Origin of the sequence: Novosphingobium sp. ES2-1 (genome assembly GCF_015169775.1) — a bacterium.
Lineage (GTDB): Bacteria > Pseudomonadota > Alphaproteobacteria > Sphingomonadales > Sphingomonadaceae > Novosphingobium > Novosphingobium subterraneum.
In genome coordinates this window covers 2,804,165-2,830,115 of record NZ_CP063445.1, presented here as the reverse complement: position 1 = coordinate 2,830,115, position 25,951 = coordinate 2,804,165, and the positions used below count along the sequence as shown (strand labels likewise).

General features: G+C 65.2%; 25 protein-coding genes and 1 tRNA gene. 15 read left to right on the top strand and 11 right to left on the bottom strand.

Going from position 1 to position 25,951, the window contains the following annotated elements:
• Positions 1-16 precede the first annotated feature (16 nt).
• Positions 17-682 (bottom strand): YggS family pyridoxal phosphate-dependent enzyme, encoded by a 666-nt coding sequence (locus IM701_RS13825; RefSeq protein ID WP_193827252.1) that lies wholly within the window; start codon positions 680-682, stop codon positions 17-19.
• Positions 683-704: 22 nt separating this feature from the next.
• Here IM701_RS13825 and IM701_RS13820 point away from each other — a divergent pair, with 22 nt between their 5' ends.
• The 6 genes from IM701_RS13820 (at position 705) to bioD (ending at position 8,533) form a co-directional block, all read left to right on the top strand.
• A complete protein-coding gene (locus tag IM701_RS13820) occupies positions 705-1,238 on the top strand; it encodes a thiamine phosphate synthase (protein WP_062345989.1) in 534 nt (177 codons plus the stop codon).
• A gap of 95 nt (positions 1,239-1,333) precedes the next feature.
• A complete protein-coding gene (locus IM701_RS13815; RefSeq protein WP_230487712.1) occupies positions 1,334-3,748 on the top strand; it encodes a DNA translocase FtsK 4TM domain-containing protein in 2,415 nt (804 codons plus the stop codon).
• A 115-nt stretch (positions 3,749-3,863) separates the two neighbouring features.
• Positions 3,864-5,567: a diguanylate cyclase gene (locus IM701_RS13810; protein WP_193827251.1), complete on the top strand. Its 1,704-nt coding sequence runs from the start codon at positions 3,864-3,866 to the stop codon at positions 5,565-5,567.
• Between the two features lie 133 nt (positions 5,568-5,700).
• The gene (gene bioB / locus IM701_RS13805) at positions 5,701-6,768 is read left to right on the top strand and encodes a biotin synthase BioB (protein WP_193827250.1); all 1,068 of its coding nucleotides are present in this window, start codon (positions 5,701-5,703) and stop codon (positions 6,766-6,768) included.
• On the top strand, positions 6,768-7,916 hold the full coding sequence (locus tag IM701_RS13800) for an 8-amino-7-oxononanoate synthase (protein WP_193827249.1): 1,149 nt from the start codon (positions 6,768-6,770) through the stop codon (positions 7,914-7,916). Before bioB ends, IM701_RS13800 begins: the two co-directional genes overlap by 1 nt.
• Positions 7,913-8,533: a dethiobiotin synthase gene (gene bioD, locus IM701_RS13795; protein WP_039333627.1), complete on the top strand. Its 621-nt coding sequence runs from the start codon at positions 7,913-7,915 to the stop codon at positions 8,531-8,533. The genes IM701_RS13800 and bioD overlap by 4 nt, the downstream gene beginning before the upstream one ends.
• Positions 8,534-9,049: 516 nt before the next feature.
• On the opposite strand, the gene IM701_RS13790 is transcribed toward bioD, so the two are convergent.
• From IM701_RS13790 to IM701_RS13770, 5 genes are all read right to left on the bottom strand, one after another.
• Entirely contained in the window at positions 9,050-9,841 is a 792-nt protein-coding gene (locus tag IM701_RS13790; RefSeq protein ID WP_039333629.1) for a cyclase family protein, read from the bottom strand.
• Positions 9,842-9,986: 145 nt separating this feature from the next.
• A complete protein-coding gene (locus IM701_RS13785) occupies positions 9,987-10,322 on the bottom strand; it encodes a hypothetical protein (RefSeq protein ID WP_193827248.1) in 336 nt (111 codons plus the stop codon).
• Positions 10,323-11,480, bottom strand: a complete 1,158-nt coding sequence (locus IM701_RS13780) for a S9 family peptidase (protein WP_193827247.1) — start codon at positions 11,478-11,480, stop codon at positions 10,323-10,325.
• A 3-nt stretch (positions 11,481-11,483) separates the two neighbouring features.
• Complete coding sequence (locus tag IM701_RS13775; protein WP_193827246.1) at positions 11,484-12,398, bottom strand: VOC family protein; 915 nt, start codon at positions 12,396-12,398, stop codon at positions 11,484-11,486.
• A 27-nt stretch (positions 12,399-12,425) separates the two neighbouring features.
• On the bottom strand, positions 12,426-13,541 hold the full coding sequence (locus tag IM701_RS13770) for an FAD-dependent oxidoreductase (protein ID WP_193827245.1): 1,116 nt from the start codon (positions 13,539-13,541) through the stop codon (positions 12,426-12,428).
• Between the two features lie 239 nt (positions 13,542-13,780).
• Between IM701_RS13770 and IM701_RS13765 the strand changes: the two genes are divergently transcribed.
• Together IM701_RS13765 and IM701_RS13760 are read left to right on the top strand one after the other, a co-directional pair.
• Entirely contained in the window at positions 13,781-14,983 is a 1,203-nt protein-coding gene (locus IM701_RS13765; RefSeq protein WP_193827244.1) for an MFS transporter, read from the top strand.
• Positions 14,983-15,411, top strand: coding sequence for a nuclear transport factor 2 family protein (locus IM701_RS13760; RefSeq protein WP_193827243.1), 429 nt, complete (start codon positions 14,983-14,985; stop codon positions 15,409-15,411). The genes IM701_RS13765 and IM701_RS13760 overlap by 1 nt, the downstream gene beginning before the upstream one ends.
• Positions 15,412-15,446: 35 nt before the next feature.
• Here the strand turns inward: IM701_RS13760 and IM701_RS13755 are convergent, their stop codons facing one another.
• Positions 15,447-16,469: an aromatic ring-hydroxylating dioxygenase subunit alpha gene (locus IM701_RS13755; RefSeq protein ID WP_062345993.1), complete on the bottom strand. Its 1,023-nt coding sequence runs from the start codon at positions 16,467-16,469 to the stop codon at positions 15,447-15,449.
• A gap of 65 nt (positions 16,470-16,534) precedes the next feature.
• On the opposite strand from IM701_RS13755, the gene IM701_RS13750 reads away from it, so the two are divergent.
• Entirely contained in the window at positions 16,535-17,155 is a 621-nt protein-coding gene (locus IM701_RS13750; RefSeq protein WP_193827242.1) for a TetR/AcrR family transcriptional regulator, read from the top strand.
• 91 nt (positions 17,156-17,246) lie between these two features.
• Complete coding sequence (locus IM701_RS13745; protein WP_193827241.1) at positions 17,247-18,164, top strand: SDR family oxidoreductase; 918 nt, start codon at positions 17,247-17,249, stop codon at positions 18,162-18,164.
• Positions 18,165-18,318: 154 nt separating this feature from the next.
• Here the strand turns inward: IM701_RS13745 and IM701_RS13740 are convergent.
• Together IM701_RS13740 and IM701_RS13735 are read right to left on the bottom strand one after the other, a co-directional pair.
• Positions 18,319-18,405, bottom strand: a tRNA-Leu gene (locus IM701_RS13740).
• A 131-nt stretch (positions 18,406-18,536) separates the two neighbouring features.
• Positions 18,537-19,394: an MJ0042-type zinc finger domain-containing protein gene (locus tag IM701_RS13735; protein ID WP_193827240.1), complete on the bottom strand. Its 858-nt coding sequence runs from the start codon at positions 19,392-19,394 to the stop codon at positions 18,537-18,539.
• Between the two features lie 148 nt (positions 19,395-19,542).
• Here IM701_RS13735 and ftsE point away from each other — a divergent pair, with 148 nt between their 5' ends.
• The 5 genes from ftsE to IM701_RS13710 are packed head-to-tail and all read left to right on the top strand — an operon-like array spanning position 19,543 to position 23,741.
• A complete protein-coding gene (gene ftsE / locus IM701_RS13730; RefSeq protein ID WP_039333651.1) occupies positions 19,543-20,292 on the top strand; it encodes a cell division ATP-binding protein FtsE in 750 nt (249 codons plus the stop codon).
• Complete coding sequence (locus IM701_RS13725; protein ID WP_193827239.1) at positions 20,289-21,224, top strand: ABC transporter permease; 936 nt, start codon at positions 20,289-20,291, stop codon at positions 21,222-21,224. Before ftsE ends, IM701_RS13725 begins: the two co-directional genes overlap by 4 nt.
• The gene (locus IM701_RS13720) at positions 21,221-21,781 is read left to right on the top strand and encodes a YdcF family protein (protein ID WP_230487711.1); all 561 of its coding nucleotides are present in this window, start codon (positions 21,221-21,223) and stop codon (positions 21,779-21,781) included. Before IM701_RS13725 ends, IM701_RS13720 begins: the two co-directional genes overlap by 4 nt.
• On the top strand, positions 21,778-22,476 hold the full coding sequence (locus IM701_RS13715; protein WP_370584325.1) for a lysophospholipid acyltransferase family protein: 699 nt from the start codon (positions 21,778-21,780) through the stop codon (positions 22,474-22,476). The genes IM701_RS13720 and IM701_RS13715 overlap by 4 nt, the downstream gene beginning before the upstream one ends.
• A complete protein-coding gene (locus IM701_RS13710; RefSeq protein WP_193827238.1) occupies positions 22,473-23,741 on the top strand; it encodes an NRAMP family divalent metal transporter in 1,269 nt (422 codons plus the stop codon). Before IM701_RS13715 ends, IM701_RS13710 begins: the two co-directional genes overlap by 4 nt.
• On the opposite strand, the gene IM701_RS13705 is transcribed toward IM701_RS13710, so the two are convergent.
• Both IM701_RS13705 and hisC read right to left on the bottom strand, forming a co-directional pair.
• The gene (locus IM701_RS13705) at positions 23,724-24,668 is read right to left on the bottom strand and encodes a prephenate/arogenate dehydrogenase family protein (protein WP_193827237.1); all 945 of its coding nucleotides are present in this window, start codon (positions 24,666-24,668) and stop codon (positions 23,724-23,726) included. The genes IM701_RS13710 and IM701_RS13705 overlap by 18 nt on opposite strands.
• Entirely contained in the window at positions 24,665-25,780 is a 1,116-nt protein-coding gene (hisC, locus tag IM701_RS13700) for a histidinol-phosphate transaminase (protein ID WP_193827236.1), read from the bottom strand. Before hisC ends, IM701_RS13705 begins: the two co-directional genes overlap by 4 nt.
• Positions 25,781-25,951 lie beyond the last annotated feature (171 nt).

Here is a 25,951-nt window from a genome sequence, read left to right as displayed (position 1 = left end):
CACACCATTCAGCGCTTTAACGCTTGCCGAACAAAGCGGACCCGATGCGAACATGTGTCGCGCCCAGTTGCACCGCCGTTTCGAAATCGTCGCTCATGCCCATCGACAGGCGGCTGAGGCCGTTGTCGTCGGCCAGCTTGTCGAGCAAGGCAAAGAACGGCGCGGCTTCGATCCCGGCGGGGGGCACGCACATCAGGCCGACAACTTCCAGACCGGCTTCGCGGGCTTGCGTCAGCAGGGCGGGCAGTTCCGCCACGGCGCAGCCACCCTTCTGCTCTTCGTTGCCGATGTTGACCTGAATGAAGCACGGCACCTTGCGGCCAAGCTTGTCCTGCGCCTTGGCCAGGGCCGTCACGAGGCTGGGGCGATCGACCGAGTGAATACAGTCGAACAGGGCGATGGCATCTTCGGCCTTGTTGGACTGCAGCTGGCCGACAAGGTGAAGCTGGACATCGGGATGGGCTGCACGGATGGCGGGCCACTTGTCCTGCGATTCCTGCACCCGGTTTTCGCCGAACACGCGCTGGCCTTGCGCGATCAGATCGAGGATCGCCTCGGCGGGCTTGGTCTTGGAGATCGCGATCAGAGTGACGTCATCGGCCTTGCGCCCGGCGATGCGGGCGGCCGTGGCGATGCGCGAACGGACCTGTTCGAGCGGCGATGAAGGGACTGCCTGTTCCATGGCGCGGTGCTATAGCGCCACGATGCGAAAGCGCCAGACCATCGCGAAAAGGGTGCCGCGGCGCGTGCTGCTCAGCGATGCGCGCAACGATGCCGGGCTGGAGCGCGCGATTGCGCGGCTCGGGCACGGAGATGCGCTGGTGTTCCGCCACTACCACCTCGACCGTGCGCCACGCCGCGCCCGCTTCGTGACGCTGGCCAGACTGGCGAGACGCCGTGGCGTCATGGTCATCGGCGCCCGCGTGCCGCGGATGTGGCATGTCGATGGTGTCTACGGCGGGGCGAGAGAGATCATGGCTGGTAGCGGCCTGCGTCTGGCGACAGCCCATTCGCTGCAGGAAATAGCCGCAGCAGCACGCGCCAGGGCCGATGCCATCCTGCTTTCGCCGGTCTACCCGACGCGATCGCATCCGGGCGGGAAAGTGCTCGGCCCGGTCCGCTTCCTGATGCTGGCGCGGCTCTCGCCGCTGCCGGTGATCGCACTGGGCGGGATGACCCGCGCCCGTGCCGCGCACCTGCCGGTCCATGGCTGGGCGGCGATCGATGGGCTCGCCTAAACCCTTCACTCATCGCAATTCCTGTCGGGATTCTTGACGGTGAGTCCCCTTCGGGCGCATGATGCGCGCTCAAGGGCAGGGATAGGCACAAGTTCATGGCAAGCCGGGCAGCAACCACCGCGCAGGCACGCGGATCGAACGCGCGAGGAGGCTTGCGTGGAGCCGACTGGCGCGCCGTTCTGCGCCGCTCGCTGCGCCGCAGTCTGGAACTGCTGGGCGGCGGCATTCTCGCGGCGGCGATGGTGTTTCTCGCGCTCGCGCTGTTGAGTTACACGCAGACCGATCCCTCCGGCAGCACGGCTTCGGGAAGCCCGGTCGAGAACTGGATGGGCCTGGCCGGCGCATGGGCATCGGAGCGTGTGCTGCTGTTCTTCGGGTTGCCGGGCGGTTTGCTGCTCCCGCTCCTGTGGGTGTTTTCGCGGCGCCTGTGGGATTCGGAAAGCGATCTCATCGATCTCGACGAGGACGAGGAAGCAGCCGCACCCCCCAGCTGGTGGCGGCCTACGCTGCTGTTGCTTGTTGCCATGGCGCTGATCGGCACTGCGCTCTCGCTCTGGGGGGCGAGCACTTCGAGCCGCCTGCCTGCCGGGCCAGGCGGGCTCTCGGGCCTGCTGGGAGCCGCCGCGGTGAGCGGCCTCGCCGGATTGGTGCCGCAGGTTTCCGCGCTGTGGTTCACGGTTCCGCTTGGGCTTGTCTCGCTTGCAGGAGGCCTTGCCATCGCCAGCCGGATCTTTGCATTCGACTGGGCCGGAATGCTCAGCTTGCCGTCGTTCCTGCGCCGCCAGCCGCGCGAAGTTGCGTTGGGAGACGAAGAGGACGAGGCCACTGTCCGTCCGCCAAAGAAGGAGCGCCGCGAGAAAGAGGCACGCGCGGCTGCCGACGCGATCGACGTCGAGGAGGCGCTCTCGCAGCGCAAGCCGACCGAGATCACCGATCCCACTCGCACGCCTGCGCCTGCGGCTGTGCAGCCCAAGGCACGGCAAGGGGATCTGTTCGACAAGTACGAGCTGCCCTCGATCGAGCTGCTGGTCGAAGCGCCCGCAGGTTCGACCCAGAAGATCGACAAGCTGGCGCTCGAACGCAATGCCCGCCTGCTCGAGAACGTGCTCGACGATTTCAACGTGAAGGGCGAGATCACCGCGGTGCGAACCGGCCCGGTCGTGACGATGTACGAGCTGGAGCCGGCGCCGGGGATCAAGGCCAGCCGCGTGATCGGCCTTGCCGACGACATTGCCCGCAACATGAGCGCGATCTCTGCGCGCGTTTCGGCCATCCCGGGCCGCACGGTCATGGGCATCGAACTGCCCAACGCGATCCGCGACATGGTATCCTTCCGCGAATTGATCGCCTGCGAGAAGTTCGCCAGTTCCAAGGCCTTGCTGCCGATCATCCTGGGCAAGGACATTGCCGGCGAGCCGATCGTGGCCGACCTTGCGACGATGCCCCACCTGCTCGTGGCCGGTACGACCGGTTCGGGCAAGTCGGTCGGTCTCAACTGCATCCTGCTGTCGCTGCTCTACCGGCTGACGCCGGCGCAGTGCCGCCTGATCCTCGTCGATCCCAAGGTGCTGGAGCTCAAGTCCTACGACGACATTCCGCACCTGCTCTCGCCGGTGGTGACCGAGCCGGCCAAGGCTGTCCGCGCGCTCAAGTGGGCGGTCGAGGAGATGGAGCGGCGCTACCGCCAGATGTCCTCGATCGGCGTCCGCAACATTTCGGGCTTCAATGACAAGGTTCGCGCCTCGCTGGCCAAGGGCAAGCCGCTCGGACGACGCATCCAGGTCGGCTTCGATCCCGACACGGGCGAGGAACTGTTCGAGGAACAGCAGCTCGATTACGAGGTGCTGCCGCAGATCGTGGTCATCGTCGACGAACTCGCCGACCTCATGGTGACGGTCGGCAAGGAAATCGAAGTCCTGATCCAGCGTCTCTCGCAAAAGAGCCGTGCAGCCGGTATCCACCTGATCATGGCCACGCAGCGCCCCTCGGTCGACGTCATCACCGGCGTGATCAAGGCCAACCTGCCTACCCGCATCAGCTTTGCCGTTACCAGCCGCATCGACAGCCGCACCATCCTTGGAGAGCAGGGCGCCGAGCAGCTGCTGGGCAAGGGCGACATGCTCTACAAGCCCAACACCGACCCGATAAAGCGCGTCCACGGCCCGTTCGTTTCGGACGAGGAAGTCGAGAAGGTGGCCGATCACTGGCGTGGACAGGGTAGCCCCGAATACGTTGATTCCGTTACGGAAGAGCCGGAAGACGGCGGCTTCGGCTTCGACGATATCGACAGCGCTTCGGACAATCCGGAAGACCGCAAGTACCGTCAGGTCTGCCAGCTCGTGTTCGAAAGCCAGAAGGCCTCTGCCAGCTGGATCCAGCGCCAGATGGGCGTGGGGTACAACACGGCGTCGAAGTGGATCGAGCGTATGGAAGCCGATGGCCTCGTTGGGCCTGCCAATCACGTCGGTCGGCGCGAGATCTACCGCGACAAGGACGGCAACGTCCTTTGAACGCACTTGCGCGCGAACTCATGAACATCCCGACATCGGAACTTAATACGGATGTCGGGGCAATTCTTTCAGGGGATTAACGAGCTTCTAAGTTTGACGAGCTAGCACTGAGTTCATGTTGGGTGGGTTCGGACGCTGGCTGTGCTTGGTGCTGGTGCTCTTCGTCGGTCTGAGGTCCGCTGAAGGGCATGCCGATCCCGTTCGCCCTCGCTCGGTCTGCCACGCCGATGCCGGCATTGGTGAAACCTGGCAGGCAGTCGCATCGGCGCCGTCCCGCTGGCGCTGCGACGACAGTGGCTGGTCCCTGGCCGAAGAGGTTCTGATCCGCTTCGATCTCGGCAAGCAAGAAAACCGGGTTCTTCCGCAGAGCCTCGTCACGCATACTGGCAACTTCGAGCGGGTGGATGTGGGCGTTGTCGGGCAGCGCGGAGATATCCGCTGGTCCTCGTTCTGGCCTGAAGACGTCCATCACCTCGCTGCGGGGCCTTACATGGTGATTCCCGTGACCGGCGTGACCGCGGATGCGCAAGCCGTGGCGGTCAGGGTCGTGAAGCCCTGGGGCAAGACCATCATGAGCGAAATGCGGCTTGATCCCTTTCCCGAAGGGACCGGCTGGCCCTTGCCCCGGATCGTCGTGATGGCGGCGATCTGCGGGATGCTGCTTGTGCCCCTGCTGATCAACACCGCGTTCTATTCCGTTCTGCCGGAACGCTACGTGATCTGGCATCTGGTCATGGTCGCAGCCATGCTGGTGCAGGCCGCCTTCGCCACGGGTTTCCTGCATATCTTCCTTGATGTCGGCGCGCTGTGGGAATGGCAGGTTTCGAACCTCGCCTTTTCTGCCATGGCGGGAGCCGCGCTGCTGTTCGCCGCCAGCTTCATCGAAGCCGACAAGCTCGCGCCGCGCCTGCGGTTGCTGGGGCGGCGATTGGCGCCTGCGATCGGCATCGTCGGTCTCGTCGCCTGCATGCCCGTCGATTGGATGAGGCCATATTCATCGCCTGCGATGCACCTTTCGATCGGCTTGGCGATTGTCGTGCTGGCGGCCATGCTATGGGATGGACACCGCCGCGGCAGCCAATCGGTCCGTCTGCAGATCATTGCCTGGACGCCCATTCTCCTGATCGGGTCCTGGCGCATCTCGGCCTATCTTCTGCCAGGACTCCATCCCACCGAGGCCATCGAGCTATACCAGCTTGCCCTGGCCTTCGAGGTGCTGGTCACGGGCCTCGGAATCGTAAATCGTTTCGTCGAGGTCCGGCAGGAACGGGACCGTGCGACCGCCCGCGCCCTCGAACTCGAAGGCGTTGCCGACCGTGATCCCCTGACCGGGCTCAGGAATCGCCGCACGATCGAGGAGCGTTTCACCCAGCTGTTTGCCGGGGGGTTCCGTACAATGGCCGTCATCGATCTCGATCATTTCAAGAACGTCAACGATACGCACGGTCATGCGATGGGCGACGTGGTGCTGCGTTCGGCGGCCGGTGCCTTGCTCGACGACCGCGACACCAAGGCGATCCGGATGGGCGGCGAGGAGTTCCTGCTGCTTCTGCGCGGTCAGGATGCTGCGGCCCGCGCCGAGCGTTGTCGCCGCGCCATAGCTGTCCGCGTCTCCGCCGAGGTGCCCGGCCTCGACTGCCTGGTGACGGCCAGCATGGGCTTGGTAGAGCACGACACCGGCGGAAATCTGCAGATAGACTTCGCCGCGCTCTATGCTCGCTGCGATCAGCTGCTGTACGAAGCGAAGCGGCTCGGCCGCAATCGCACCATGCGGGAAAAGGTCACCAGTTTCGACGCTGCAAGCCGCGCGGTGGCCTGAAGAAAGCCGACAAAACCGGTTTCGCTCCGTGAAATGCAAATTGCCGGTTTGCAGCTTCGCTAATTCACTTGAGCATGCGGCATCGATTTGCGCTATGGGCCTGCGAAATCGAAGACTGCGAAGGACTCCCGCCGTGCAAGACACCCTGCTCCGCCAGCGCGAAACAACTGCCTCGGTGGCTTCCGTTCGCACCGACTGGACGCGCGAGGAGATCGCCGCGCTGTTCGATCTACCTTTCACCGAGCTGGTGTTCCGCGCCGCAGAGGTTCATCGCCAGCACCACCGGGCGGGCGAAGTGCAGCTGTGCACGCTGCTCTCGATCAAGACCGGCGGCTGCCCCGAGGATTGCGGCTACTGCTCGCAGTCGGTCAAGGCCGACAGCGGCGTCGAGGCGACCAAGCTGATGGAAGTGCAGAAGGTGCTGCAGTCCGCCGCGCAGGCCAAGGACAATGGCTCCAAGCGCTTCTGCATGGGTGCGGCATGGCGCAACCCCAAGGACCGCGACATGCCTGCCATCATCGCCATGATCAAGGGCGTGCGCGAGATGGGCATGGAAACCTGCATGACGCTCGGCATGCTGACGCCCGGCCAGGCCGCGCAACTCGCCGAGGCAGGTCTCGACTACTACAACCACAACATCGACACCTCGCCCGAACGCTACGAGGAAGTCATCACCACCCGCACTTTCGCCGATCGCCTGCAGACGCTGGACAACGTGCGCAATGCCGGGATCAACGTCTGCTCGGGCGGCATCGTCGGCATGGGAGAGACGCGCGCCGACCGCGTCGGCTTCGTCCACGCTCTCGCCACGCTCGAACAGCACCCGGAAAGCGTGCCGGTCAACGCGCTGGTGCCGATAAAGGGCACCGTGCTGGGCGACATGCTGGCCGATACGCCGCTCGCCAAGATTGATGACATCGAGTTCGTCCGCACCGTTGCCGTCGCGCGCATCACCATGCCGCTGTCGATGGTGCGCCTGTCGGCCGGCCGCGAATCCATGTCCGAAGCCACGCAGGCGCTGTGCTTCATGGCCGGTGCCAATTCGATCTTCACCGGTGACAAGCTGCTCACCGCCGCCAACGCCGGTGATGATGCCGATGCTGCCATGTTCGCCCGCCTTGGCCTCAAGCCGATGGAAGGCGAGGAACCGATGCGGGCGATGAAGGCGGTCGGAGGCTGCGCGGGAGGCTGCGCGGCCTGATGGCAGACAGCACCACCCGCACCGGTTCGCTGTGGTCGGCACATGTCGCCGATCTTGCAGGGCTGGGCGAAAAGGCCCGCCTGCGCAGCCTTGCTCACCGGCGCGGGATCGACTTTGCCTCGAACGACTACCTTGCGATGTCTTCGTCGCCCCGGCTCGCGGCGGCGGTGCAGGAAGCCATCGCGCGCGGGGTTCCGTTGGGTTCCGGGGGATCGCGCCTGTTGCGTGGTAATGACCCCGAGCATGAACTGCTGGAGGAAGAAGCAGCCCGCTTTTTCGGCAGCGAATCCGCGTTGTTTTTCTCGGCTGGCTACGCCGCCAATGTCGCGTTGCTGTCCACCCTGCCACAGCGCGGAGACCTGATCGTCCATGACGAACTGGTCCACGCTTCGATGCACGAAGGTCTGCGCCTGACCCGTGCCACGGCGGTCAGTGCTGCACACAACGATCCGCAGAGCTTCGATGATGCCGCCCGCGAATGGCGTGCCAAGGGCAATTCTGGCCGCATCTGGCTCGCCTTCGAGACGCTCTATTCGATGGACGGGGACATGGCCGACGTGGCCGCGATGGCGCAGGTGGCAGAACGGCACGATGCGATCATGCTGATCGACGAGGCCCATGCCACCGGCGTGTTCGGTCCGGATGGGCGCGGCATCGCCGCAACGCTCGATGGCCGGCCGGACACCGTGGTGCTGCGAACCTGCGGCAAGGCGATGGGCTGCGAAGGCGCGCTTGTCCTGGGCCCCAAGGTCGTACGTGATTTCCTGGTCAACCGCGGGCGTCCCTTCATCTTCTCGACCGCGCCTTCACCGCTGGTTTGCGCTGCCGTGCGCGAGGCGGTCCGGATCATGGCGGACGAACCGCAACGCCGCGAAGCCCTGCGCGCCCTTGTCGCCCATGCCGAGCGCGTGCTTGCTCCGCACGGTGCGCTGCCTTCGGGATCGCAGATCCTGCCGCTGATCCTGCACGAGGATGCACGGACCATGGCGGTCGCCGCTTCGCTTCAGGCCAAGGGGTTTGACGTGCGCGGCATCCGTCCGCCCACTGTTCCGCAAGGCACCAGCCGCTTGCGCATCTCGCTGACCCTGAATGCCACTTCCGAAGATGTCGACGCTCTGGGGATGGCTCTTTCAGAGGCACTGCGATGAGCGCCTTTGTCGTGACCGGCACCGATACCGGCATCGGCAAGACGATCTTCTCCGCAGCGCTTACCGGAGCGTTGCACGCGCACTACTGGAAGCCGGTGCAGGCCGGGCTCGATGACGGCGCGGACCGTGACCACGTTGCCAGTCTTTCGGGCGTGCCTGCAGATCAGGTTCTCCCGGAAGCCTACCGTTTGAACACGCCATGTTCACCCCATCGGGCCGCAGAGCTGGACGGGGTCGTCATCGATCTGGCGCAACTGGCGCTGCCCGCAGTGCGGCCGCTGGTCGTCGAAGGGGCAGGGGGCGCGCTGGTGCCTGTCACGCGCAGCACCACCTATGCCGATGTTTTTGCCTGGTGGAACCTTCCGGTCGTCGTCGTGGCGCGGACGGCGCTGGGCACAATCAACCACTCGCTCCTGACCTTCGAGGCTCTGCGTTCGCGCGGCGTCCCGATCCACGGCGTCGCGTTCGTCGGCGAGGGTAACGAGGACAGCGAGGCGACGATCTGCGCAATGGGCAACGTGAAGCGCCTTGGCCGCCTGCCGATGCTCGCCAGGCTCGATCGCGAGAGCCTCGCCGCCGCGTTCGCCGAAAATTTCCGGGTGGGCGACTTCGTCTAGAGCACTTTCCGACCAATCTGGCTCACCGTGACGGAGCCGATTTTGGCCGAGCGCGAGGATCGAGGAGGGAGCCATGCCATCGCATAGTGACCGACGAGAGACGCAGCGATCGGCCAAAAGGGCCCCGCCCCGGAGGGGTCGCCGCAGGGAGCCCCTCGGACAGCGTCGCTTTGTTTGGACGGGCCACCAGCGCGCCCTGCACAAGGCTCCTTGCCGAGAAGCGCCCTGCGACAATCACGGTAAGCCCGATTGGTCGGAAAGTGCTCTAGATCACCAGATGCAGCGCGTTTGCCGCTGCGGTGAGGACCAGGACGCCGATCGCGAAAGCTTCGGCCGGGATGCCGCGCGTTGGCCGGATACGGGTGGGGCTCAGTTGAATCGTCATTGGTAGAGTCCTTGCTCGTGGGAACACGAACCCGAGCGAGGTCGCCTTGGGCCTTTTCGAATCGCGGCAGAATTGCCCGACAAGAACTCTACTAATGCGCTTGAGATTAATGTCAACTGAACAAGTGGAGTTTATTCCTCAAAGATCGCCACGGCGCGGACCCAGCCTGCCGAAGCGCCCCTGATCTTGTGGGGGAAGCAGCTGACCATGAAGCCGTCGGGCGGCAGCACCTCAAGATTGTGCAGCTTCTCGAGGTGGCAGTAGCCGATGTCTCGCCCGGCCTTGTGGCCTTCCCAGATCAGCGAGGTATCGCCGGTTTCCTTGACCTTCTCTGCCGTGTGGACAAAGGGCGCGTCCCAGCTCCAAGCGTCGGTGCCGGTCACGCGCACGCCTCGCGAGGTCAGGTACATCGTCGCTTCGTAGCCCATGCCGCAGCCGATGCTGACGTAGTTGGGATCGCCCACGGCCTTGCCGGCTGCGGTGTTGACCATCACGATCTCAAGCGGCTTGAGCTCGTGCCCGATGCGCTTGAGCTCGTCTTCCACGTCCTGCGCGGTCACGACGTAGCCATCGGGAAAGTGGCGGAAGTCGAGCTTCACACCCGGCTGGAAGCACCATTCCAGTGGAACTTCGTCGATGGTCATCGAGGGCACGGGGTTGCCGTCCTTGCCGTCCATCGTCGGGTGGAAGTGCCACGGCGCATCGAGGTGCGTGCCGTTGTGCGTGGTCAGCGTCACGTTCTCGACCGCTGCGAAGCCCGCGCCGTCCGGCGTCTGCTCCGGCGTCACGCCGGGAAAGAAGAAGCCCAGTTCGGGCATCGTCTCGCCATGCTTCTGATACTCGATCTTGGGGCGCAGGAACGGCGGATCGGTGATGACATCATTCTCGAGATAGATCGAGAGATCGACGAAACGGCGGCTCATGGCAATTTCTCCCTTGCGCTTGCTCAGCGCCTTGTCAGTTCGGTCCGGAGGCCCGCAGGGGTGACCACAAGGGCCAGTGCCGCGCCGAACGCGAGTTTTGCAAGCAGGGCAGGCAGCCATCCGAGCTGCGTTGTCCCCGCCAAGATCAGCACGGCGGCTGCGCCTGCCACGCCCGATGCGGCACCAGCCAAGCCGCACAGGATTGCGCGTGGCAGGACCGCTGCGGGCAGGCGCGATTCACTGTCCAGAGTCCGCACCTTGCCCGCCGCCCGGGCCTTGCGTGCCAGCAAGCTGGCACCAGCGTGGCCATCAGGCCGATCATGAACCCCTGAGGGGCAAAGTCGAAGACATAGCCGCCCACGCTCCACACCGGTACGTCCCTACCTGTGCCGAACACCGCAATGAAGAATGCCGCGCTCAAGGCAACATTTACGGCGATGCTGACCGCAGTCTCGCGGCGGATGTAGGCGGCAGGCTCCATTCAGGCAGTCGTACCACCCAGCGTCTCGGCGAACCAGTCGGCGATCAGGTCGCGCCCGTAGGACATGTTGTCCGCGCCGACGTGTTCGACACCGCCTTCGCGGGCAGTGAAGATCACCTTCTCGCGGCGGGGCGAATTGACGAGCTGATCATAAAGGTCGTCCGCGTACGACACGCTGATCTGGCGATCCTGCGCGCCGTGGGTCACCAGGAAAGGCACCTTGATGGATCCCATGTGCCCGTTCAGGTTCATGTCGGTCGACTTCTCGAGGAACTCTTCCATCGTCTCTGCGCCGAACGCCCACATCACGTGCGCCCAGTAGTGCGGGACCGGGTTTTCACCCTCGCGCTTCATGCGCTTGTCCTGCACTTCGCGCCAATTGTGGTTGGCACCCCATACCGCGCCCGAAGCAAAGCGAGGCTCGTAGGCGACTGCGCGCGGCGCAAAGTGGCCACCGAGCGAGATCCCGGTCATGCCGATGCGCTTGGGATCGACGTCTGCCTGGCTCTCCAGCCAGCCTACCGCCATGCTCGCCCAGTTCTCCGAGTGCGGATCGACCGGGAGGCCCTGCAGGCGCAGTGCCTCGCCCGTTCCCGGCTGGTCGACGCACAGCGTGGAGACGCCCCGGCGGGCCAGGGCTTCGGGGAGGCGGCTCCAGTAAAGCAGCTCCTTGCAGCTATCGAGGCCGTTGCAATATACCACCACCGGATGCGGCCCCGGCCCTTCGGCGCGGGTGTAGAGTGCGGGCATCGTGCCTTTTGCCAGCGGAATTTCGACGCGCTCGCGATTGATCTTGCCCAGCGCTGTCGATTTCGCAAAGGCGTCCAGCGCCTTGGCGTAGGTTTCCTTGCGGCCCGGCGCGCCGTGGCCCTGCATGCGTTCGGCCACCAGCAGGTAGAGCGACGCGCGCTCCAGCTTGTTGGATGCCGAAAACGCGCGGCCCTTGGCTTCGTCCTCTGCAGCAAGTTCGATCAGCTTGTCGCCATAGGCGGCCCACTGCTTCATGAACTGCGGCGTGCCGGCATCGCCGCCATTGGCCGCGGCATCGATGATCGGCTGGCACATGTCGACGATTTCGCCGATCTGGCCGCCGCTCTCCATCGCGATCGAGACGGAGAGGTTCCAGATGTAGTTCGGGAACGGTTCGTAAAGTGCCATCGATCAAGCCTCGCCGACGAGTTCGGGGGTCTTGAACAGGCCCGGGTTGACGTGCGGATGCGGCATCGTCTGCGGACCGCCGACGCCGATGCCCCACTGGTCCATGACCATCGGTGCGGGCACGTGAACCTTGTGCTGGTGCGCTTCGAAGTCCACCTCTTCAAGATCCGATGTGTACTCCGTGACGAAGCCACCCGGGGTCACGAAATAGCTGAAGGTGTTGTTGCCGGCAGTGTGGCGGCCCGGACCCCAGCTGATGTCGATACCCTTGATCTTCAGGCGATGCGCGCCGCGCATCATATCGTCGACCGAGAGCATGTCGTAGGCGACGTGGTTGAGGCAGGCCGGCCCCGGCAGGATGGCGATGCGGTGGTGCGCCGAATTGCAGCGCAGGAAGCACATGAAATCGCCGAGCCAATCCGAGATCTTGAAGCCGAGCACGTCGCAGAAGAACTTCACCGCTTCCTGATGGTTCGGCGAATGCAGCACGATGTGGCTGATCTTGACCGGCACGCCTTCCCAGCGCGCCAGCTCGCGCTTGGCGCCACGGGCAACGTCGCTCGATACTTCGAACATCAGGCCATCGGGCGAGAAGAAGCGGAAGCCGTAGCCGCCGCCGGGCGAGGTCAGGTCGGCAGGCTCGCTGACGATCTGGCATCCGGCATCGGCAACCTTCGTGCGCAGCGCGTCGACGTCGGCACGGCTGTCAGCCGCAAGTGCAATCACGTCGACGCGGTTCTCGTCCGCGCGGCGCAGCTGCACCACGTGGTGCTCGTCATGCCCCTGCGCCTTGAACCAGGCATGGTTCGGGTCCTCGCCCACCGGCTCGAGGCCCCAGACCTCGGTGTAATAGGTCTTCTCGGCGTCGAATTCCTTCACGCCATACCCGACATAGCGGATTTCGGTAACGCGGCTCATTGGGATCTTCCTTGAAATGCGGGTGAATCAGATCGGCTGCGAGACGACTTCGAACATCTCGGCGGTCGCTTTGTGGTTGTCGACCGCGGGCCCCACGCCCAGCTGGCCGTGGCAGATCGCAAGGCTGCTCTCGACGATGTAGCGGCAGCGCTCGAAGCGGCGGTCGCGATAGGCCTTGAGCGCGGCTTCGACGGTGTCGTGACGCTCCAGTTCCTCGGCGACGACGATGGCGTCCTCGATGGCCATGCCTGCGCCCTGGCCGAGATGCGGCGTGGTGGCGTGGACGGCATCCCCCAGCAGGCCGACGCGGCCCTTGCTCCAGTCGCCACGCACCAGCATGCCTTCGAGCGGGCGGTAGACCACGCCCTCATCGTCGGTGATCTGCTCGCCCAGTTCACGGATTGCAGGCGAGCAATTGGCCAGCTTGGCGCGCATCGCGGCGGCAATGCCTTCCTTCGGATACCACGGATTGCCCGGCTCGGGCGTGGTGACATACATGTACATCACGTCCGCGCTCATCGGCACGAGGCCCACGCCGGTCGGGCCATTGTAGACCTGCAAGGCATCGAGTCCCTCGGGGCGCGGGAAGTTGTAACGCCACACCGCCTGGCCGGTGAATACCGGCTTCTCTGCGTCGGGCAGGATGGCGGCGCGTGTCTGTGAATAGACGCCATCGGCGCCGATCACGACGTCGTAGATGCCCGACGAGCCGTCCGAGAAGGTCACGGCCACCTTCTCGCCATCATCGACAATCTCATCGGCCGTGATGCCGAGGCGAATCTCGGCGCCCAGTTCCTTGGCGCTGTCGCCAAGCACCTTCTGCAAGGCGCGGCGGCCGATGCCGACGTTGGCAGGGCGACCTTCGACCAGGCGGGGGCTCGGCACGCGGGCGACCTTGGTGCCATCAGGCAGGAAGATCTCGACCGCATCGAAACCGCAGGCCGCATCCATGAACCTGTCGAGCACGCCGAGCTGGTCCATCGCCCTGAGGACGTTCGACTGCTGGATGATGCCTACGCCATAGACCGACCAGTTCGGGTCCTTTTCCACGGCCGTTACGGTGTGCCCTTTGCGAGCCAGCGCGATGGCCGCCGAAAGTCCGCCAATGCCGGCGCCGATGATTAGAATATCCAGATTTTCCATGGCCTCTGACCGGATCCGTCAGTTCGGAATGCCGGCCCCTCTCGTCTGCTTGATTGGGATTGCGCAGGATTTAGAATGCGCGGACCAATACACCAAGCAAGTAATTTTTATGCCATGGCATCTCTAAAATTGATGGTTTGGCATCAAGTCCATTAGCTTGACTTGCGCAAAAGGCGCGTGGATACCGTTTGAGAATAACGGTTCTAGAATGTGGCGGCAATCGGCCACAGGGAGATCAGATGACCAGTTCCGCCAGGCGCCAACCGGGCATTCCACAAGGCCTCACCATAGTCCTGACCGGCTTCCTGCCCATCGTCGCGATCGTGTCGATGTTCCCGGCGGTGCCCGCGATGATCGCGCATTTCGCGAGCGATCCCACAGCGCCGACCAAGGTGCCGGCCATGGTCTCGGCACCCGGTCTGACCGTCGCGATCCTTGCCCTGTTCGCGGGCCTGCTCGTCGACAAGTTCGGTCGCCGCCGCCTGCTGCTGTGGTCCACGGGACTCTATGGTTTCGTCGGCATGGCACCGATGCTGCTCGACAATCTCGACCACATCTACGCATCGCGCTTGCTGCTGGGTGTCGCAGAAGCGGCGATCCTCACCACGGTAAACACTCTGATCGGAGATTACTGGGACGAAAAGGGGCGCTATCGCTGGCTTTCGATGCAGGGTATCGTCGGCCCGTTCTTCGGCAGCGCCGTCATCTTCACGTCGGGCTATCTCGCTTCGATGAGCTGGAACGCGGTCTTTGCGATCTATGGAGTCGGCTTCCTTTGCTTCTTCGCGATGCTCGCTTTCATTTATGAGCCTGAAAACGACGACACCGCCCGCAAGATGCTGGGCATCGGTGCCGAAGCAAGCACTCCGTTCCCGTGGAAGGGTGTGCTCCTGTTCGGTCTCGTCACCCTGTTCGGCGGCGCACTCTATTATGTCTTCATCATCAATGGCGGCATCGTCTGGCAGGAGCTTGGCGTATCCGATCCGAAGGAAATCGGCCGCCTGACCACGATCCCGAGCATGTTCGTGATCGTCGGCGCGCTGATCTTCTGGACCACCGGGCGCCTCGGCGCGCGCACCCAGTTGACCATTTTCCTCCTGCTGCTCGGCTCAGGACTTGCCGTGATCGGTTCTGCGAGCGACTGGAAGGGCATGGTTGCCGGCATGGCTCTGCAGCAGACCGGCGCCGGCATGGCGGTGCCGACGCTGATCGCCTGGGCGCAAGGCTACCTGCCCTTCGAACACCGCGGGCGCGGCATGGGCGTGTGGACCTCTGCGTTCTTCCTCGGCCAGTTCGTCTCGCCCTTGCTGGTCAGCATGGCCCGCACGTCCAGCGGCTCGATGCAGGGCGCGTTCCTGATCGCGGGTGGCCTTGGCATCGTGATCGCGGTGGTGACGTGGTTCATCGTTACCCCGCGCCAGGCCGAACCGGCGCTGGCCTGATGCGCCGCGTTCTCCTGGCCATCGCGACCGTCGCCCTGCTGGGCAATGGCCCGGCAGCGGCGGACAACCGCCGCATTGTCGAGGACTTCGCCCGGATGTTCTATGTCGAGCGCGACGTGCGCCAGGCCTTCGAGACCTACGTCGCGCCCGACTACATCCAGCATAACCCGGGCGTGCCGGATGGGCGCGAGGTTGCGATCGCGCTGCTGCAGCCGATGTTTTCCGACCGCAACCGCAGCTTCGAGGTCCGCAAGATCCTCGTCGACGGGGACCTTGCCGCGATCCACATCTTCGCAAGGCCCGATCCTGCGGCGCGCGGTGCCGCCGTGGCGGATTTCTACCGCCTCAAGGACGGCAAGATCGTCGAGCACTGGGACGTGATCCAGCCGATCCCGGAAAAGTCGGCCAACGCGCACCCGATGTTCTGAGGGCAATGTTCTGAGTGCGCGCTGGCCGTGGCCGGCTATTGCGCGGCCACAGGCTCCCCTGCTTCGGCGCGGCGCAATTGCATCATCCGCCGTCGGACCCTGATCGCGCCTGCATCAGATGGCAGGATCACCGGGCGCAGATCCCAGAAGTCTGCATCGCCCATCGCTTCCTGCTGCGCGTGCAGCGTCGGATGGTCTTCTTCAAGGAAGGCCTTCTCGAGCAGCGCATGCGCTTCGGGGGTCGGCTCGTGCGTATAGAAATAGTGCGTCGACGTTGCCGTCTCGGGCGTCAGGATATGCGGATCGCCCATCAGCGGCACGACCATGTCCTTGCGGTCCGTGCCTGCCCGGGCAAGGCCAATGTACAGGGCCAGGTTCGACGGCGCATTCCAGCGCATGTGCAGCCACTGGTCGGTCTTCGCGCCTTCCGGAAGCATGGGCACAGCCCAGGCCGGCGGATCGGAGTCGGGCATCGTCCAGTTGTTCCAGATGGCCCCATCGTCTTCCTGAATCACCTCGTGCTCGCCGCAAGCCAGCAGGGCACCGTTCGTGCCGAAGCTTTCGCGGTGGATGAATTCGGCGTGGCTCAGATCCATCAGGTTGTCGGTGACCAGTTCGTAGCTCGCGTCCATCTTGATCGTGCCGCGATGCAGTGGCCTGTCATGGTCGATGAAGCTGTAGTCGGGGATCAGCGCGGGGTCTGCCTTGTCGGCATCGCCCGGCCAGAACCACACCCCGGTGTATTTCTCCACCACCGGCAGCACCTCGACCTTGGCAATGTCGAGCGGTTGGCCGCTGAACGGGTTGTGCGCACAGTTGCCTGCACCGTCGAAGGCGAGGCCATGATAGCCGCAGCGCATCATGTCGCCATCGCGCCCGCCGCGGCTCAGGGGCACGAAGCGGTGGGGGCAGCGATCCGCCATCATCACCATCTCGCCATCCGACTTGCGCCAGATCACCCATGGCCTGTCGAGCAGGCGGCGGGCGAGAAAGCCGCCCTCGGGCACTTCGTGCGACCAACAGGCCATATACCAGCCATTGCGAATGAAGGCGCTCACGGTCATTCTCCCCAGATGTCGAATCAAATACACCAGTTGGTTTCTTTATATCACGGACAGTCGCGATGAGAAGCCCGGTCAGTCGCAATCCGGAAGTGGTGCGCGCCCGCATCCTCGATGCCGCACAGGCCGAGTTCATGGCTGAGGGCTTTGCCGGCGCCAGCACGAACCGCATCCTCGAGCGCTTCGGCGGTTCCAAGCCCACCATGTTCCGTCATTTCGAAACCAAGCGCGCGCTGTTCGAAGCGGTCGTCGCGCGGATCGCCGAACGCTGGCGCGATGTGGTGGACATGGCAGACGTCAGCGATGCCGAACCGCAGGGGTGGCTGGAGTGCTTCGCCCTGCGTGCGCTGACGTGGATTCTCACCGACGAAAGCATCTTCGTGGGTCGCATGGCCATTGCCGAGGGCCATCTGTTTCCCGAAGTGGGCGCAACCTACCGCCAGCACGCGGTCACGCCGCTCAACGATCTGCTCGCCGCGCAACTCGCCGCCTGGACCGAGCGTGGCCTGCTGGCCTGTGACGATCCGGAACGCGCCGCGCTCGCCTTCTTCGACCTTACCCTTGCCGGCGTGGTCAGCCGCAAGCTCTACCGCGTCGAGGCCAGCTTCGATGACGCATCGCTCGCCGACCACGCGAGCACCTGCGTCCGCATCTTCCTCCATGGCCTGCGCAAGCCCGCCTGAACTGCCGCCCGTTCACTGCGGCCGTTTCACTTCGCACAGTTGCCGACAATCCTCACGATTGTTAGCGTTGCAAACGGAAGAGGAACGACACATGACTGGCACGACAAGCGAATTTCAGGGGAAGACCGCCTTCATCACCGGCGGCGTCAACGGCATCGGCTTCGGCATAGCCCGCGCCTTCGCCATGGCCGGGATGGACCTCGTTCTCACCTACCGCAAGGAGCAGGACCGCGAGGATGCGGCCCGCTGGCTCGCCGACAACAACCTCCCGGCGGCGCGCTACGTCCGGCTCGACGTCACCGACCGCGACCGTTTTGCCGCGATCGCTGCCGAGGTGGGCAAGGTCCACGTCCTCGTCAACAATGCGGGCGTCAGCGTGTTCGGCCCGACCGACGAGGCGACCTATGCCGATTACGACTGGATCATGGGCGTCAACTTCGGCGGGGTGGTCAACGGTCTCGTGTCCTTCCTGCCGGGCATGAAGGCCCATGGCGAGGGCGGGCGCGTGGTCAATGTGGCCTCGATGGCGGCCTATCTCTCCGGCCCCCAGGCAGGCATCTACACTGCCAGCAAGTTTGCGGTGCGCGGGCTTACCGAATCCTTGCGCTACAACCTCGCGCCGCATGGCATCGGCGTTTCGCTGATGTGCCCCGGCCTGACCCGCACCAACGCCTGGACCAGTGCGCTGAAGCGGCCCGAAGGCTTTGCCGACTCCGGCTTTGCACCGGCCGACCCGGCCGAGCTCGAACAGTTCGGCACTGCCTTCGAACTCGGCATGGACCCGCTTGAGGTCGGGCAGAAGACCCTGCAGGGCATGATCGAGAACCGCGGCCTGATCCTCACCCACGGCGAATTCGCCGAGGACTTCGAGGAGATCTACCGCACCTCGCTCGAAGCCCTGCCCAAGGAGCCTGTCCCCGAAGGCCGGCTCCATATCGAGCGCCTGCGCCGGGCCGCCAACAAGGCAGCGGCCGAAGGGCAGGCCATCGGCCTTGCAGACCTTACCTGATCACAGAAAAGCGGGGCACGGGCCGCTGTGGCCTGTGCCCCGCCAAGGGTCATGCGTCTCATCCTGCCTGCCGAACGCAGTTCGCAGGAAGAGGTTTCCGCCTGAAGCGAAAATAGGTTGCCCGAAGGCAAGGATCACACTGTTCGGAGAGTGATGGTGCGGTCGAGAAGACTCGAACTTCCACGGGCTTTCGCCCACAACGACCTCAACGTTGCGCGTCTACCAATTCCGCCACGACCGCAAAATCATACGGGGTGTCCGATCCGTGATCGGCGCCCCGTGGTGGGGTAGGAGCGCGCCCCTAGCAAAGGAGTTTGGCCTGCGCAACAAGCTTCGCGCAATTTTTCGCGCGCGCCTCGAAACAGCTGCGGGTCAGTCAGGCTTCCAGCCGATTTCCGCGACCTTTGCCGACTTCGGCACGTCGGTGACCGCAGCGTTGATGGTCACGCTTTCGCCGGGCGCAAGTTCGGCCTGCGGCGGCGGCACCGGCCAGGTCTTCACCACCTTGTCGTTCGAATCGCGCAGCACGATCAGGATTTCGGGCAGGGCGCGCACTTCCTTGCCGGTATTGGTGACAGTTCCGCTCAGGCCGAAGTATTCGGTGCCGTTGGGCAGCTGGCGGCGATCCTGCTTTTCCGGCGGGAAAGAGCGCACGAGATCGGCAGGGCCAGCGCCGAATGTCTGGTTCACGCCGGGGATCCACTGCGGCACGCCAAAATACCATGCCGCCCCGCCCAGTGCCGCGATCGTGACCGCGAACGCCACGGCAGCCATCGTCCACAGCTTGGTGGGATTGCGCCGCGGACGGAACGGGGGCTGGTGCTCGAAGGGTGATTGATCGACCGCTTCCTCCACCGGGGCGAACTTGCGCCGCGCCGGGTGGGGCAGTGGCGGAGGCGTCGGCGGCTCGGCCTCGTCCGGGGCAGCACCGGACTGCGAAGCGCGCGCGAATGGCAAATCGGGTTCAGGCTGGGCCGCAGCCGCGTTCGCCGGCGCCGCATCGGGTGTGGGCGGTGCGCTTGCTTGGGGGGCCGCCTCAGGGGCGGCTGCAACAGGTGCGGCCTCCACCGGCGCGGGTTCGAGTGACGCTTCCCCACGCGCGGGCAGCTCAGGCCCGTTCTGGAACCACGAATGGCGGCACCGTGCGCAACGCACGGTCCTGCCGTCCACGCCGATCGCGGTGTCGGGAACGACATAGCGCGTCGAGCAGGCTGGGCACGCAATGATCATTCGTCGGGTTAAGCATGGCCGTGCCGTGGGAAACAATAGCCACACCACCCAAGAAACGCATCCCCGGCCTTTTTTCCACATGGATTGCCGCGTATAGCCCTTGGGGCGTAACGATCGGCGCAGAACAAACGGGTACAGTCTCCACCTCATGAGCCAGCCAGACGACGCGGAGATTGTCCATTTCGACAACGTCGGCCTGCGCTACGGCACGGGCAAGGAGGTGCTGACCGATGTCAGCTTCACGTTGTATTCCGGGCGCTTCTACTTCCTCACCGGTGCATCGGGCGCGGGCAAGACGAGCATGCTCAAGCTGCTTTACCTTGCCCAGCGCCCTTCGCGCGGGTTGATCCGCATGTTCGGCACCGATGCCATCACCCTGCCGCGAGAACGCCTGCCCGGTTTCCGTCGCCGCCTCGGCGTCGTGTTCCAGGACTTCCGCCTCGTCCCGCACCTGTCTGCGTTCGACAACGTGGCACTGCCCCTGCGCGTGGCCGGCGTGCCCGAGCGGGACATCGTCAAGCCTGTTTCCGACATGCTCGAATGGGTAGGCCTCGGCGATCGCAGCAATGCCCGCCCCGCTACGCTTTCTGGTGGTGAACAACAGCGCGTCGCCATTGCCCGCGCGGTGATCGGACGCCCCGACATGCTTGTGGCTGACGAGCCGACCGGTAACGTCGATCCCGAGATGGCGGTCAAGCTGCTGCGCCTGTTCGAGGCATTGAACCGCCTCGGCACGACCGTGGTCGTCGCCACCCACGACGTGCACCTTATCCAGAAGGTTCCGGAATCGCTGATCATGCGGCTGGACAAGGGCCGCCTGTCCGATCCCACCGGCGCCCTGCGCTATCCGCCGCGCCGCGCCGCCGTTCCGCCGCGCCCGGACGTGCTCGGCGCATGAGCGTACTTCCCGCCATCACCAGCGCCCTGGGTGGCGACTGGCGCGAACGCACCAGCGCGGAAAGCCGACTGCTGCCTCAGGGCAAGCTCTCCGGCCCGATGCCCTGGGTCATCGCGATCATGATCGGCCTGACTGTCGTTGCCACCGCCAGCGGCCTCGCCTTGCGCAACACGGCCCGGGCGGCGAGGGCCGATGTCGCCGGTGGCGTCACCGTCCAGATCGTCCACGGCGCCCCGCGTGAGCGAGACCGTCAGGCCCAGGCTGCCCTGGCTGTCCTGAAGGCGACGCCGGGCATTGCCGAAGCGCGCCTCGTCCCCCAGCAGGAGCTGGACGCGCTGGTGGAGCCCTGGCTCGGCACCACCGCGGGCGACGATGTCAACGCCCTGCCGGTGCCCGCGCTGATCGATGTCCGCCTCGCCGGAAGTGCCGATCCCGCGCGGGTCAAGGCCTTGGGGCAGGCCGTCCAGCGCAAGGCACCGGCGGCTCGCATCGATGCGCAGGCCAGCTGGCTCGCTCCGGTGTTCGAGGCCGTCCATGCGCTGCAATGGCTCGCTGGCGGCCTGATCGCGCTGCTCGCCTTTGCTACCGTCGCCACGGTGCTGCTGGCTTCGCGCAATGCGCTGGGCAACCACCGCAGCACGATCGAGATCGTCCACATGCTCGGAGGCACCGACAGCCAGATCGCTCGTATCTTCCAGCGCTCGATGGCAGTGGACGCAGCCGCGGGCGGCATCGGCGGCCTGCTGCTTGGCGTGGTCGTGACAGGGCTTCTCGGCCGCCAGTTTGCCGCGCTTGGTTCGGGGATGATGGCCGCCGGTGGCCTTGCCTGGAGCGACTGGATCGCAATCTGCTGCATTCCCCTGGCCGGCGTCCTGCTCGCCGTCCTCACCGCGCGCCTGACCGTGCTGAGCGCCTTGAGGCGCATGCTGTGACCAAGCGGGGCATCTTCCGTCGGCTGCTCTCTCTGCTGCTGATCGCCTGGGCGCTCGGCTTTATCTGGTTTGCGGTCTTCCTGCCGCGTCCGGTGGTTGAACCGGTCCGCACCGACGGAGTCGTCGCGCTCACTGGCGGGGGAGGGCGCATCCCTCACGCGCTCAAGGTGCTGGAACGCGGTCGCGCCAGCAAGCTGCTTGTCTCGGGCGTGGACCGTGAAGTGCGCCCGCGCGAGTTCGCCGCCGAATACAAGGTGCCCGATCGCCTGATGCTGTGCTGCATCGTGTTGGGCTACGATGCGGTCGACACGCGGTCGAACGCGGTCGAGGTCACGCGCTGGGTCAAGGAAAACAAGCTGCGCTCCGTCCGTCTTGTCACGACGGACTGGCACATGCGCCGCGCCGCGTTCGACCTTTCGGCCGAGGCGCCGACCCATCTCATCATCGTCGAAGATGCCGTTGTGTCGAAGCCCAGCTTCCGCATCCTTTTCATCGAATACAACAAGTACGTTGCGCGCCTCGTCGTCTGGCTCGGAGCGAAAGCGATCGGTTGGTGATCTTGCGCAATCTGCTATCCATTCCCCGCAGCCTGCTATTTTACGCCGCGTTCTATGGCGGCTCGGTGTTCTTCGTGCTGGGCTCCCTGGCGCTGATGGCGCTCTGGCGAGATGGCTTTCGCGCGGTGGTGCGCGGCTGGGGTGGCTGGCACCGGCTCTGCGCGCGCGTCCTGCTCGGCATTCGCGTCGAACTGGAAAACCCGGTGTTCAAGCCCGGCGTGCTCTATGCCATCCGCCACGAAGCCTTTTTCGAGGCGATCGACCTGCCGTGGCTGTTCCGCCTGCCGGTGGTCTTCGCCAAGGCGGAACTGATGAGCATACCCGGTTGGGGGCTCGCCGGCCGGAACTACGGCCTGATCTCGGTCGAGCGCGAGGCAGGCGCGCGCGCCCTGCGTACGATGCTGACCGAGGCTCGCCGCCTGATCGCCGAGGGCCGCCCTCTGATCATCTTCCCTGAAGGCACCCGTGTCCCGCATGGGCAGCGCCGCCCCCTTCAGGCAGGCTTCGCGGGGATCTACAAGCTGCTTGGCCTGCCGGTCATCCCGGTCGCGGTCGACAGCGGTCCGCTGTATCATCGCACGTGGAAGCAGCCGGGTATCATCCGCTATCGCTTTGCCGAGGAAATCCCGCCCGGTCTCAAGCGCGAGGAAATCGAGGCGCGCGTCGAGGCCGCGATCAACGCGCTCAACGCATGAGCCAATCTGCACCGAGCGAGGAGGAGAAGCGCTCGCTTGTCGAAGTGCTTGGCCCCGGCCTGATCACCGGCGCCGCTGATGACGATCCCTCCGGTATCGGCACTTACAGCCAGGTCGGCGCGCAGTTCGGTTATTCGCTGGCCTGGTCGATGATCCTGGCCTTGCCCCTGCTCGTCTCGATCCAGGCGATCTGCGCGCGGATCGGCGCGACGACGGGGCGCGGCATCGCCCACAACCTGCGCCGCCACTACCATCCCGCGCTGCTGCGCACGATGGTTGCGCTGCTGCTTGTCGCCAACGTCATCAACCTCGGCGCAGACCTTGGCGCGATGGGTGCGGTGCTGGCTCTGCTGATACCGGGGCCGGAACACCTGTTCGTGCTGCTGTTCGGCGTCGCGAGCGTGCTGGCTGAAGTTTTCGTCTCCTATGAACGCTACGCCCGCATCCTTAAATGGACGACGCTCTCGCTGTTCTCCTACATCGCCGTGGTACTGGTCGCCGATGTCGATTGGAGCGCGGCCCTGCGCGGCCTGACCGTGCCCAGCTTCTCGCTTGATCGCGATCACACCATGGCGCTCGTTGCCATCTTCGGCACCACGATCAGCCCTTACCTGTTCTTCTGGCAGGCGGGTCAGGAAGTGGAGGAACGCCACCGTCGCCACGCCAAGCCGCTGTGCATCACCCCGCGTGAGGCTGGCCCCGAACTGCGCCGCATCCGCAACGATACGCTGACCGGCATGGGGTTCTCCAACGTGACTGCGCTGTCCATCGTCATGGCCACCGCCGCGACGCTTCATGCGAGCGGCTTGACCGAGATCCAGTCCGCGCAACAGGCTGCCACGGCCCTGCGCCCCATTGCCGGTGATTTCGCCTTCGCGCTGTTCGCGCTCGGCATCATCGGCACCGGACTGCTCGCCGTGCCGGTCCTGGCCGGATCCGCCGCCTATGCGGTGAGCGAAACCTTCCGCTGGACCGAAGGGCTTGATCGTCGCCCGCGCGAGGCCAAGGCCTTCTACGCCGCCATCGCGCTCGCAACGCTGGGCGGCGTTGCCCTGAATCTCATCGACCTGGACCCGATGCGCGCGCTCTACTGGGCAGCGGTCGTCAACGGTCTGCTAGCCCCGCCGCTGATGGTCGTCACCATGATGATCGCACGCAACCCTCGCATCATGGGCCGCCTCGCCATCTCGCGCCGTCTTGCCGTGGGCGGCTGGCTCTCCACCGCCGCGATGTGGGCCGTGGCGCTGCTATTCCTGTTCGGCTGAAGCCTTCTGCCCATTATGATCGCTGCGCCCGAAGTCGGGCCGCGCATCGTCCTGGCCCATCTCGATGATGCCGCGGCGGATTGCGCGGGTTCGGGTGAAGTGGTCGAAAAGCATGTCGCCATCGCCCTTGCGGATCGCCTTCTGCAACTCGGTCAGGTCTTCGGTGAAGCGCTGCAGCATTTCCAGAACTGCGTCCTTGTTCGAAAGGAACACGTCGCGCCACATCGTCGGGTCCGAGGCGGCAATGCGGGTGAAGTCGCGGAAGCCGCCGGCGGAGTACTTGATCACCTCGCTCTGCGTGACCTGCTCGAGGTCCGATGCAGTACCGACGATGGTGTAGGCGATCAGGTGGGGCAGGTGGCTGGTCACTGCCAGCACCTTGTCATGATGTGCGGCGTCCATCGTCTCGACCCGCGCGCCCAGCGCCTCCCAGAACGCCACCAGCCGCGCTGACAGCGCCGGGTCTGCGTCCGCAGGTGGGGTGACGATGCACCAGCGGTTGCGGAACAGCGTGGCGAACCCTGCGTCCGGCCCGCTGCGCTCGGTCCCTGCCACCGGGTGCGCCGGGATCACGTGATGGCCCGGCAGAGCCTCGGCAAGAGCCGCGGCCACCGTCTCCTTTGACGAGCCCACATCACTGACCAGCGCATCCTTGGCCAAGCCCGGCGCAATCGCCCGCGCGGCGGCGCCCATCGCGCCCACGGGTACGCAGAAGATCACCAGATCCGAACCTTGCGCCGCTGTCTCGGCGCTTTCGGCAATCCGGTGTGCCAGCCCAAGTTCCGCCGCCTGCGCGCGCACGCCGGCATCGGCATCCCATCCGATTACCGTCGTGCCGGGCAGGAACGCCTGCACCGCATGGCCGATCGACCCGCCGAGCAGACCCAGCCCGACGATCGTGACCTGTCGGAAGGGCGTGTCGCTCACTTCGCGCTCTCGCACATGGCGCGAATGGCATCGGCAATCTCGTCCATCTGCACCCTCGTGCCGATGGTGATGCGCAAGGCCTGCGGCAGGCCTTGGCCCGGTAGCCAGCGCGTGATGTAGCCGTGGTCCATCAGGCCAAGGTAGACGTCCTCGGCGCTGACCTTGCCCTCGAACAGGATCAGCACGAAGTTCGCCTTGCTCGGCAGCGGCCGCACGCCATGGTTGCCCAGCGCTTCCAGCTTCTCGACAAAGCGCGCGCGTTCGGCGTTGTTGTGCTCGCGCGAGGCGATGACAAAGGCCTGGTCCTGCACCGCCGCCAGCCCCGCCGCCTGCGCCGTGTTTGAGACATTGAACGGCCCGCGAATACGGTTGAGCATGTCGACGATGTCGGCATGCCCGGTGCCCCAGCCGATGCGCTCTCCGGCAAGGCCATAGATCTTCGAGAAGGTGTGCGTCACCAGCACGTTCGATGCCCGCGCGGCGAGTTCCAGCGCGCCATCGTCATCCGCCGGATCAAGATACTCGGCATAGGCTCCGTCCAGCACCAGCAGCACATCGTTGCGCAGCCCTGCATGGAGCCGCTCGATCTCGGCGCGCGGCAGCCAGCTGCCGGTGGGATTGTTGGGGTTGGCAAGGAACACCACCCGCGTCTTGTCCGTCACGCAGGCGAGCAGTGCATCGACGTCCGTGCCGTAATCGGCATCCGGCGCCACCACCGGCACTGCGCCACAGCGCCGCGCGGCAATGTCGTAGACCGAGAAGCCGTAGCGCACGTAGAGCACCTCATCGCCCGGCCCGGCATAGGCCTGCGCGGCAAGGTTGAGCAGCTCGTCGGAGCCGGTGCCCATCACGATCCGCGCGGGATCGATGCCGTGAACTTCGCCGATGGCCTTGCGCAGTTCCGTGCTGTCCGGATCCGGATAGGTCGCCGGATGGGCAGCCATCCCCCGCGCCTCGAGCGCAGCCGCGCTGGTGCCCAGCGGATTCTCGTTGGCGGAAAGCTTGGTCAGCTTCTGCCCGTCCTTGCCGGTCGACTTGCCGGGGACGTAGGCGTGAATGCCGAGAATCCAGTCTTTCGGCCGAGGAGCGGGAGGAGTCGTTGCGTTTGCCATAACGCCCCGCGCCTTACGGTCTGCCGGGGTTCCGGGCAAGCGAACCGCCGATCGCGAACAAAAAAAGGGCCGGAAGCGGGCTAGCGCTTCCGGCCTTAGTCTGTTCGCAGGAGGAACAAGGTTTGGCGAGGAGGGAGATGAGAGGGAGAGGATCTGGCTCTCCAACCCCGC